Here is a 9,356-nt window from a genome sequence, read left to right as displayed (position 1 = left end):
GTCGCGGGTTCGAGTCCCGTCCATACCGCAGAATTGGTGATTTTCACACCAAGACAAAACCAATAAGCATTGTAAGTCAATAACTTACGATGCTTATTTTTTTGTTTAACTCGTCCAATGAAACACGAAACCGACAAAAAGTGCATTTTATAAATGACTGATTTCCATACGTGTTTCATACGTGTTGCAATAAAATTCCAATAACCTAAAATTTCAATGGCTACATAATGGCTACACACATTTTGTAGATATAAATGTAGCCAAAAAAGTCTCCAGCTGGTTTTCTCTCCTAGTAATAGAATGTATAACACTATAACTAGAAAGAGAAATGAAAAGAGAAGTAAAACCAACTGTCAGCTTCTACCTCAGGAGCAACAAGCAGAAGCAGGGCAAAAGCCCTATTATGCTCAGAGTTTCCTTTAATAGGGAACGCAAAAGCTTTGGACAAGTAGGATTGTCCATAGATCCTAGTCTATTTCATCAAGGAAGGGCTATAGGGAACAGCTCCGAAGCCAAAGAAATCAATATGGAGCTGAATAGACTAGAAACAAAGATTCAGCTATTGGCTGAACTCTTAGACAACAATGGTAGGCTTACCCTAGACAACCTTAAAGAAGAACTAAAGGGAAAGAAAGTATCTCTGCAGTATGTATCTGTACTATTTAATGAGCTATTAGAAGAGAGCAAAAAAGATTACATCAATGAAAAAATCACCAAAGGTACATTAGAACGTCACCATACCTACTCACGTGTCTTTATGAATTTCCTATCATTTGAATATAGTCGTAAGGACTTAAGAGTGGACGAGATAACACGACCACTAATTAGTGCCTATGAAGAATACCTATTAAAGACATTGGGGTTCTCACACAACAACCACATTAAGTATTTACGCTGGCTTGGTAGAGCCACAGACAAAGCCATGGACATCGGCACTCTCACTCGAGATCCTTTCAATGGGATAGCCTATAACGAAGAGAAAGTAGATAGGGGCTTCTTGGACGAGACAGAACTTGCGCGACTGATGAAAACTGATATTCAACAGAAGCACCTAGACTTCACACGAGATGCGTTTGTTTTCTCTTGTTTTACAGGTCTAGCATACTGTGATGTCGCACAGCTCAAGAAGGAGAACATCGCTCATTCTAATGGAGAGAAGTGGCTTCTTCTAAAAAGGAAGAAGACGAAAGAAGCCTGTACAATTCCACTATTGCCACAGGCACTTGCTATCCTTGAAAAGTATGAGGACAAGATGCTTAACGATGGTCGTCTACTACCTATTCCTTGTAACCAAGTAATCAATAGACAGCTCAAGGAAGTACAACAGATTTGTGGCATTGATAAAAATCTATCCTTCCACCTCGCACGACATACTTTCGGCACATTAGCTCTTACCAAAGGGGTAAGCATTGAGACTGTGGCAAAAATATTAGGTCATAAAAAGCTAAGCACAACACAGATCTACGCTCGTATCTTACCAGCGAAAGTAGCCAAAGAAATGAGCCTATTAAATAATGTTCTACAACACGAAAAACATATAGTATGAAATCAACAATTACAGATCTCACTGAGATAACAGAAGAGTTTAATATGTACTTGGGAAAAAGGCATCAAAGCGACTTACTTCTTTCAGATGAAGATATGCAGGTAATCTTTAAGTGTTCACGCACGACTTTGTACAGAGCAAGGAAAGAGAATCGCTTAGACTATACAAAAGGACATAGCGGTCAAGTTGTATACAACTATGATGACGTATCAGAAGCCATTAGGAAAAATCGATTTAAGGTTCGTAACCTTAGTAAGATAAGCATGCTAGAAAGGCTTGAAACCTATAGAAAGCTACTAGAGATATAAAGTATATAGAAGCGTCTATACCTAGGCATTCCACAATCAATTATGAAGCAAAATATCACTTGCTATATAACGATAACGATAGGACAGTTAGAGAACCCCGATGGTTACGCTACATCCATTTCCGTGAGAGAAAAAAAATTTCTCTCACAGAAACATCGTTGCCAGGATAGAAATACGAGGTATTTCTCTAGGGTAAATAACATTGCTGATAAAGAAACATCGTTTCTCACAAAGAAACAATACGAAGTTGAATACTAAAATGGGAAAGAATCAAAAATCATACCTCGCAGGCCAAAGCTTGCACAACAAAGTAGAGGTAGACGAGTATGGGAATCGAACAATAACTCATCAGGTTATTTATGAGACAAAAGAATATGTTGATGGTTACGTAGATGTAAGGCTACCAAAAAAACACAAGTTTAATAATGGTGGATTTATAACCGTATTTCAGAAAGCATTTACAGCAATTGCTATGCATTGCAAACTGACAAAGAACGAACTCAACTTACTTCTGCTACTCATTGGTTCTGCGGGTATGGATTGTAGTGTTCGTACCAACCTAGACGAACTCGGTGAAGCTTTATGCCTTAGCAAATCACAAACGAGCAAAGCTCTCAAAGGGCTTGTGCAAAGAAACATTGTGATTAGAGAAGACGGTAATAGATATGACCGCCAACCTCTCCGAATGGATCTTACCTTCAACTATGACCAACTCAATTACAACATTGCATACAATGGTAAGACTGCGAATTTTAAGCGTAAAAGAATTGAACACCCCGCATTATCCATACCTGGAGCATCAGATGGAGAATGGATCGATATGGATACAGGCGTAGTCACCATAGAAAAAGATGGACAAGTAGTTCAAGAAGCTTTGCCTAGCAATTACGAAATCAATGAGGATTAATTATGGAGTATAGTCTATTAAAAGAGATAATCAGCAGTCCTGAAAGACTTGTTAGGACACTAGACAGGATTGAAGAAAAACTAGATTTGCTACTTGAGCGTAACCGTGATACTATACCTGTATCAGAAATGCTAGACGTAAGAGATGCTGCTCGCTTGTTAAAAGTTAGCCAAGGAAGCATCTACAATTGGGTGTCAGCAGGAAAACTACCTTATTGCAAGGTCAATGGCAGGTTGCTTTTTAATCGTCAAGATGTTACTGAGCTACTTAAAAGCAAAAGTAAAAACAAGAAATAAACGACGGCAAGGAGTTAATACTTTCTCACTATTATTCACGCATTATCACGCTGGTTAAAAAAGTCTTTTTTACGTGGATAAACAGCAATAAGTTTGCATTGGCAATATGGTTAAACGCCACGTTTAATTATATCGCCATATGTACATAAAGTAGCATTTACATAAGGAAAGGACACAATGCTTATTACATTCGCCAATCAAAAAGGAGGAGTCGGAAAGAGTTCGCTTGCGTTGCTCTTTGCTAATTGGCTTTCTTCAATAGGAGAAAAAGTCTTAGTCATTGACTTAGACAGGCAAGGCACCATATACTATCAAAGAGAGCGAGACAAATCTTTAATGGATAATCAATCGTTTAACTACGAGGTAATCCATTACGAGATTGATACTCCCACTCAAGAAATAATAGACACTCTAAATCAGCTAAAGATAGACAACAAAGATGCGTTCATACTAATTGACGCACCAGGCAATCTCAGTGAAAATGGATTGGTACCATTCCTAGTACTAGCTGACTGTATTATCTGTCCATTTCAATACGAAAGGAAGTCGCTTGACTCCACTGGCACATTCATTGTAGTTCTGCAAAATCTTCTAAGGCATTATAAAACAGCTCCAAAACAGATATTTATTCCAAATAGAATACGATTAGGACTAGGTAAGAAAGATGAAAAGGAAATATTTGCTCAGACTGAAGAGATTTTTAAACAGTATGGAGATGTAGCACCATTCATTAAGGAGCTACAATGCCTAGCAAGAGTAAATAGCATTAGCATAAACAGAGAGCAGGAAAAAGCAGTTGAAGAAAGCTTTAAATGGATTAAGGACAATATATGAGTGATATTAATTTAGGTGCATTGACAAGCTCTGTACAAAGAGGAACAGCGGACAATAACAATAGGGGAAAAGAGACTTTAGCAAATCAAAAAAGCATAAAAGAATATACTCCTCCAGCCTATGGTTTGTGCCGTGTTCAGCTTACTGAGGAAAACAGAAAGAGAATAGACCTTATGCGAATAAGTGATGAAGTTGAATCTGTGTCACGAACTCAGATTGTTAATCAAATCATCGCTCAATACTTTGACGAAAACTCAGAAAGCATTTCATCAAACATAAAAGACGTATTAGATAGATTGCAACAATGACTTTTTCCGTATTTGTTATCATATGCTTAGTCGCACTTATTGCCTACTATGCATTTATCGCATTAAGGCCTGAGAAACAAACTAACTTTAGGAGCGAGAGACACCCATTTAAGCCTATTGAAATAAAGGTAGAACCCCCAATTGCAGTTACAATGGGTATGGTCACTTTTTCCCCTACAGTTGTAGATAGTGATAAAGACACTAGCACTAACACAGAAGAAGTAGAAGGAGACAATTCGAGCAACAAATACAATAGTCATTCAACAATAACGAATTGCTCATTAAGTGATCTTGAGATAAAAGTATTCTATACAAAAGAAGCCTGTGAAGCAGGCAAACAATTATTTTCTAACATTTCAATATAACAAGAAGAAAAGTTTATGAAATTAGTATCAACTAACAAGAAAGGGCTTAAACTAGCCCTAATGGCTGCCTTTGTGTGCCTTTGCGTGGCATCACCAGATCTCTATGCACAAGGTCCAGGTGGTGCTGCAATCTCAACAGCAACAACCACTATCAAGAGCTATGTACCATTGGTACAAAAGCTCGTATATGCAATTGCAGGAGTAGTAGCTCTGGTGGGAGCATTGAGTGTGTATATGAAGATGAACAATGAAGAGCAAGACGTCAAGAAGTCAATTATGATGGTTGTCGGAGCTTGCGTATTCCTTGTCATTGCAGCCACTGCTTTACCTGCGTTTTTCAACTAAGTATGGCAGACATAAGAGCCTATAAAGTATTCAAGGGGTTACAAAAACCCCTTGAATTTATGGGCTTAAAAGGTCGATATGTATGGTACGGACTAGGTGGAGTTTTAGCTACCATAGTAGTCTTTATTATACTTTTTATAGTCGTTGGTATTGGTACTGCATTCATTGCACTAATAGCCATCCCATCATCTGTGGGTTATTGGATATTCAAGAACATGAAGAAAGGGCTGCATTCTAAAAAGGTAGACAAAGGCATCCATATTATCACTTCAATAATCAGTCAGAAATGATATTTGAATATGAGTAAAAAACAAAGACTTCAAGCTCCATATTTATCCGTTGACGAAGTTGATGGCTGTGGTGTCGTGTACAATAAGAATGGAGAATACTCTGTGATTTTTCGTGTTGTAAATCCAATAAAAAAGTACTCCTCCGACCCAATAAAATATGATGAATATAATAGTTTCATAGAGAACTTAATAAAGACTCTTGATGTAGGATACTGCGTTCAAAAGCACGACATCTTCTCAAAAGAGCCTTTTAAAGCCCCAGATTCAGAAGACTTTCTCCAGCAAAGCTACTTCAATTACTTTGAGGGGAGAACATATACTAAGCATACAAGCTACTTTACATTAACACAAGAACGAAAAAAAGGTGGATTCCAATATGACCCTGTCTTATGGAAAAACTTTTGGGAAAAGGTTAGTAAGGTAAAAGAGCTATTGTCTACTTCGTCATTTAGCCCAACTCTACTTTCCAAGAATGAAGTTAGCGACTTCCTATATCGCTATTTCTGTATGAACTATACAGACAGGCATTTCTCACTTTCCAATATCCTAGCCACTGATCAACAGCTGTACTTAGACGATAGAGGTGTAGAGTGTACATCATTGGTAGATATTGACATTGTAGATATGCCAAATGAAATTAGCCCTTTAGCAAGTAAAGACCTAAATGGGAGTATGTATGTTGAAGATCTTGTATCGTTTCTAGACAAAGTACCTGAAGTAGATACTCTTGTCTACAATCAATCTATTTTTATCCCTAATCAGAAAACCGAAGCAGCTCGACTAGCGAAAAAATTAAACAGACACTCATCACTTCCTTCTACTGCCAACACAATAGCAGCTGAAGACATTAAGGCTGTTCAAAAAGCCGTTGAAGCAGACAACAAAATGTATGTCTATATGCACTATAGTATTCTTACAGTTGGTAAGAATTTAGATAAGGTGCAAAACTATCTAGAATCAGCTTTTGGAAATCGTGGCATACGGCTATCAAAATCCAACTACAACCAGCTTGAGCTATTTATGTGTTCATTACCAGGTTGTGCTTATTGGACTAACCCAGATTATGATAGATTTATAACTCTAAACGATGTAGCAGGTTGCCTACAATATAAAGAGGTTGAATACTTAGACGAAGACACCCCACTCAAAGTCTATTATACAAATCGTGCTGGCATTCCCAAAGGTATTGATTTCACTGGAAAAGAGGGCAAAGAAAAACTGACAACAAATAGCAACTTCTTTTGTCTTGGTCCTTCGGGTAGTGGCAAAAGTTTTCATATGAACAGCGTTGTTAGACAACTTTACCAGCAAAATACAGACGTAATAATGATAGATACAGGACACTCTTATGAGGGTCTTTGTTCATATCTTGGCGGGAAATACATCTCATATCGAGAAGAAGCCCCTATCTCAATGAATCCATTTCAGATAAAAAGAGAGGAATTAAACATTGAGAAAATAAACTTCCTAAAATCCCTAATATTTGTGATATGGAAAGGAGCATCTGGGAGTATTTCTTCTGTAGAGGATGAATTTATCCAGCGGACAATCGAAGCATACTACCAGTTTTACTTTGAACCTTTTGAAAAGTATTCAGACGAGCAAAAAGATAGACGCAAAAGTGTACTTATGCTTGAAATGCGTAACAAACGTAAAGAAGAAAGCTTAGAAGTAAAGCAGTCTACGGCAAGGAGGAGAATAAAAATGCTCCAACAATTCAATGAACAAAAGGGAAACAGCGAAGCTGAAGTAGATACAGCAAGACATAAAATTGAAGAGATTAGAGACAAATACGCTATTGATGAAGACGAAACAATGGCTATTATACTCTACGAAATCAGCAAAGAAGAAGAGGAGTTACGCAACATAAAAGTTAGCGAGTTAAACTTCAATTCATTCTTTGAGTTCGCCCTACAATACATTCCATTTCTCCAAGAGGAGAGCAAAATTGACTTTGACATTGACGAGTTTCGCTTTTTGCTATCAAAGTTCTACAAAGGAGGAGCAATGGAGCGTACCCTCAATGAGAATATGGACACCTCTCTTTTTGACGAGAAATTTGTTGTCTTTGAAATAGATGCCATCAAAGATGATAAAACTCTTTTCCCTATTGTAACTCTAATAATTATGGACTTGTTCCTACAGAAAATGAGGTTAAAGAGAAATCGAAAAGCCCTTATCATAGAAGAAGCTTGGAAAGCGATCGCATCGGACCTTATGGCAGGATATATACTCTATCTCTATAAAACTGTACGAAAGTTTTGGGGTATTGTAGGAGTAGTAACTCAAGAGATAGAGGATATTATCTCATCTAACATAGTAAAAAGTGCAATCATTAACAATTCAGAAATAGTAATTCTACTTGACCAAACGAAGCTAAAAGACAGATTTGGGGAGGTTAAAGCTTTACTCGGCTTAACTGAGGTAGAATGCTCAAAGATATGGACCATAAACAATCTAGATAACAAATCAGGAAGAGGTGCGTTCAAAGAAGTATACATAAGAAGAGGGCAGTATGGAGAGGTATACGGAGTGGAAGAAAGCCCCGAATGCTATATGGCTTATACAACAGAAAAGGTAGAAAAAGACGCATTAACACGCTATAGGAAGCGTTATGGTGACATTTCACTTGCTATCAAACATTTCTGCGATGACTGGAAAACATCAGGGATACAAAAGATTATGGACTTTTCAAAAACGGTAATGGACAATGAATAGACTAATACTTATACTCCTTATGGCTGTAAGCTGTAGCACTGCTTTTGCCCAAAATCTTGTAATCGACAAAACATCAGTTGAACAAGTAGGGAAAAATGGAGCTGCTGCTGTAGCACAAGAAGAGCTTATTGGCTCCGAGTTCAAAGAAATGAAAAAGGAGCAAAATAGCGTCAAGAAAATGATGGCTGTAATTGAGCGACACCTTGACAAAGTAGACAAGACACAACAAGATATATCCGCTTTTAAGAAAGAAGGTCCAGCAATGAGACTATTTCTTTTAAAATTTAAGAGAGCCACTAAAGAACTTGAATTACTGGCTAAGGCATTAAAGGAAAACCCTAAGGGTGCTATAGGCTCGGCTCGCACTATCACTTCATTATCTACTGATATTTACGGCATTTCAAGCAGTATGATATCAGTTGTGGTAGATGCACGTTTCAGCTTACCAGGACTACCGAAAAAGCCTAAGGCTTCTATGAATCTTCTAGAGCCACAAGAACGACTTGCTTTTTTTGAGCGCTGCTGTTACGATATGGATATAGTTATCTTCAAGATTAAGCAAATGCAATTTGAGATACAGTACACTAACTCGCTATCAGAAATTGCATTAAAAATTGCCCCTCTAACGTACTCCAACTATTCTTTTGGAGAAGAAATTTGCAATGATATTATAAAACTATGGAAAAATTGATTTTGTTACTTGGTCTGCTTATCTTCCCTATTGTCACATGCCAAGGTCAAAGTGTAGCCAAACCAATGGATATTCCAACCGTCGAGCTATTAATTCACTTTCACAAGAGGAAGTATGACAAACTAGATGAAAGGACAAAAAATGAAGTCAAGCATTCTGCTATAACAAAAACGGCTTCAAATGTCTATGAAAAGTACGAACAACTAAACAAAGAGTTATCAGCGAGGTACTCTATTATTTCAGCTTGGGGAAGTACGGCTCTGTCGGCATTACAACTAGCGAATGAAATAAAAGCGACATATCCGCTAATTAGTACATTCATTAGGCAAACAAGGGAACTAAAAAACATCTATGTTATCAATGAGTATGCGAAAGCCATTGAAGGTATCCAAATAGAGTGTCAGTATTTATCCGCAACAATTAAAAAGATTCCACTACTTAAAGCAGATGCAGCTGCTATCGCAGAGGTAATACTTGAGTTGCAAACAAGGGTTACTAGTATTAATCAAATTCTTAGGAACTGTACGTTTATGGTTCAGGGATATATTGCTCTACAAGGGATCAAGTACCAAGACAACATAATTGACAAGGCAAAAATTGCCAATAAAATAATAGCTGAATATTCAAAATGAAAAGGACTATATTAATTCTAGCAGTCTGTGCTTTTATTGGGAGCAGTAAGTTGTCAGCTCAAGTTGTAACACCTATTTACGATAAATCAAAGCACTACCAACTGAGAAGTATGGAG

The 9,356-nt window shown here is 37.4% G+C and carries 12 protein-coding genes; all 12 read left to right on the top strand.

Annotation, left to right across the window (positions count from 1 at the left end; genetic code table 11):
* Window positions 1–328: 328 nt before the first annotated feature.
* The 12 genes from QVO39_RS02705 to QVO39_RS02650 all read left to right on the top strand — a co-directional run bounded on the left by QVO39_RS02705 (window position 329) and on the right by QVO39_RS02650 (window position 9,240).
* Window positions 329–1,546, top strand: coding sequence for a site-specific integrase (locus QVO39_RS02705; protein WP_021902916.1), 1,218 nt, complete (start codon window positions 329–331; stop codon window positions 1,544–1,546).
* Complete coding sequence (locus tag QVO39_RS02700) at window positions 1,543–1,854, top strand: helix-turn-helix domain-containing protein (protein ID WP_021902915.1); 312 nt, start codon at window positions 1,543–1,545, stop codon at window positions 1,852–1,854. Before QVO39_RS02705 ends, QVO39_RS02700 begins: the two co-directional genes overlap by 4 nt.
* 259 nt (window positions 1,855–2,113) lie before the next feature.
* A complete protein-coding gene (locus QVO39_RS02695) occupies window positions 2,114–2,761 on the top strand; it encodes a TrmB family transcriptional regulator (protein WP_021902914.1) in 648 nt (215 codons plus the stop codon).
* Between the two features lie 2 nt (window positions 2,762–2,763).
* Window positions 2,764–3,057 (top strand): helix-turn-helix domain-containing protein, encoded by a 294-nt coding sequence (locus tag QVO39_RS02690; RefSeq protein ID WP_021902913.1) that lies wholly within the window; start codon window positions 2,764–2,766, stop codon window positions 3,055–3,057.
* 177 nt (window positions 3,058–3,234) lie between these two features.
* A complete protein-coding gene (locus QVO39_RS02685; protein ID WP_021902912.1) occupies window positions 3,235–3,891 on the top strand; it encodes a ParA family protein in 657 nt (218 codons plus the stop codon).
* Window positions 3,888–4,199, top strand: coding sequence for a hypothetical protein (locus QVO39_RS02680; protein ID WP_021902911.1), 312 nt, complete (start codon window positions 3,888–3,890; stop codon window positions 4,197–4,199). The genes QVO39_RS02685 and QVO39_RS02680 overlap by 4 nt, the downstream gene beginning before the upstream one ends.
* The gene (locus QVO39_RS02675) at window positions 4,196–4,564 is read left to right on the top strand and encodes a hypothetical protein (RefSeq protein WP_021902910.1); all 369 of its coding nucleotides are present in this window, start codon (window positions 4,196–4,198) and stop codon (window positions 4,562–4,564) included. Before QVO39_RS02680 ends, QVO39_RS02675 begins: the two co-directional genes overlap by 4 nt.
* Before the next feature lie 15 nt (window positions 4,565–4,579).
* Window positions 4,580–4,909: a DUF4134 domain-containing protein gene (locus QVO39_RS02670; RefSeq protein ID WP_021902909.1), complete on the top strand. Its 330-nt coding sequence runs from the start codon at window positions 4,580–4,582 to the stop codon at window positions 4,907–4,909.
* A 2-nt stretch (window positions 4,910–4,911) separates the two neighbouring features.
* Window positions 4,912–5,199 carry a DUF4133 domain-containing protein gene (locus QVO39_RS02665; protein ID WP_288171658.1) on the top strand — a complete coding sequence of 96 codons (288 nt, stop codon included), beginning with the start codon at window positions 4,912–4,914 and terminating at the stop codon, window positions 5,197–5,199.
* A gap of 9 nt (window positions 5,200–5,208) precedes the next feature.
* Entirely contained in the window at window positions 5,209–7,917 is a 2,709-nt protein-coding gene (locus QVO39_RS02660; RefSeq protein ID WP_021902908.1) for a TraG/VirB4 family ATPase, read from the top strand.
* On the top strand, window positions 7,910–8,608 hold the full coding sequence (locus QVO39_RS02655) for a hypothetical protein (protein WP_288171656.1): 699 nt from the start codon (window positions 7,910–7,912) through the stop codon (window positions 8,606–8,608). Before QVO39_RS02660 ends, QVO39_RS02655 begins: the two co-directional genes overlap by 8 nt.
* Window positions 8,596–9,240, top strand: a complete 645-nt coding sequence (locus QVO39_RS02650; protein ID WP_021902906.1) for a hypothetical protein — start codon at window positions 8,596–8,598, stop codon at window positions 9,238–9,240. The genes QVO39_RS02655 and QVO39_RS02650 overlap by 13 nt, the downstream gene beginning before the upstream one ends.
* The last annotated feature ends 116 nt before the right edge of the window (window positions 9,241–9,356 follow it).

The sequence above is a fragment of the Porphyromonas sp. CAG:1061 genome (assembly GCF_000435035.1).
GTDB classification, from domain to species: Bacteria; Bacteroidota; Bacteroidia; order Bacteroidales; family Porphyromonadaceae; genus Porphyromonas_A; species Porphyromonas_A somerae.
Note: the sequence above shows the minus strand (reverse complement) of the source record. Positions and strands in the feature narration are given on the sequence as shown.

Coding starts and splice junctions, on each gene's coding strand:
- QVO39_RS02670 (WP_021902909.1), top strand. CDS start 4,580: ATGAAATTAGTATCAACTAACAAGAAAGGGCTTAAACTAGCCCTAATG.
- QVO39_RS02700 (WP_021902915.1), top strand. CDS start 1,543: ATGAAATCAACAATTACAGATCTCACTGAGATAACAGAAGAGTTTAAT.
- QVO39_RS02665 (WP_288171658.1), top strand. CDS start 4,912: ATGGCAGACATAAGAGCCTATAAAGTATTCAAGGGGTTACAAAAACCC.
- QVO39_RS02655 (WP_288171656.1), top strand. CDS start 7,910: ATGAATAGACTAATACTTATACTCCTTATGGCTGTAAGCTGTAGCACT.
- QVO39_RS02690 (WP_021902913.1), top strand. CDS start 2,764: ATGGAGTATAGTCTATTAAAAGAGATAATCAGCAGTCCTGAAAGACTT.
- QVO39_RS02680 (WP_021902911.1), top strand. CDS start 3,888: ATGAGTGATATTAATTTAGGTGCATTGACAAGCTCTGTACAAAGAGGA.
- QVO39_RS02660 (WP_021902908.1), top strand. CDS start 5,209: ATGAGTAAAAAACAAAGACTTCAAGCTCCATATTTATCCGTTGACGAA.
- QVO39_RS02705 (WP_021902916.1), top strand. CDS start 329: ATGAAAAGAGAAGTAAAACCAACTGTCAGCTTCTACCTCAGGAGCAAC.
- QVO39_RS02685 (WP_021902912.1), top strand. CDS start 3,235: ATGCTTATTACATTCGCCAATCAAAAAGGAGGAGTCGGAAAGAGTTCG.
- QVO39_RS02650 (WP_021902906.1), top strand. CDS start 8,596: ATGGAAAAATTGATTTTGTTACTTGGTCTGCTTATCTTCCCTATTGTC.
- QVO39_RS02695 (WP_021902914.1), top strand. CDS start 2,114: ATGGGAAAGAATCAAAAATCATACCTCGCAGGCCAAAGCTTGCACAAC.
- QVO39_RS02675 (WP_021902910.1), top strand. CDS start 4,196: ATGACTTTTTCCGTATTTGTTATCATATGCTTAGTCGCACTTATTGCC.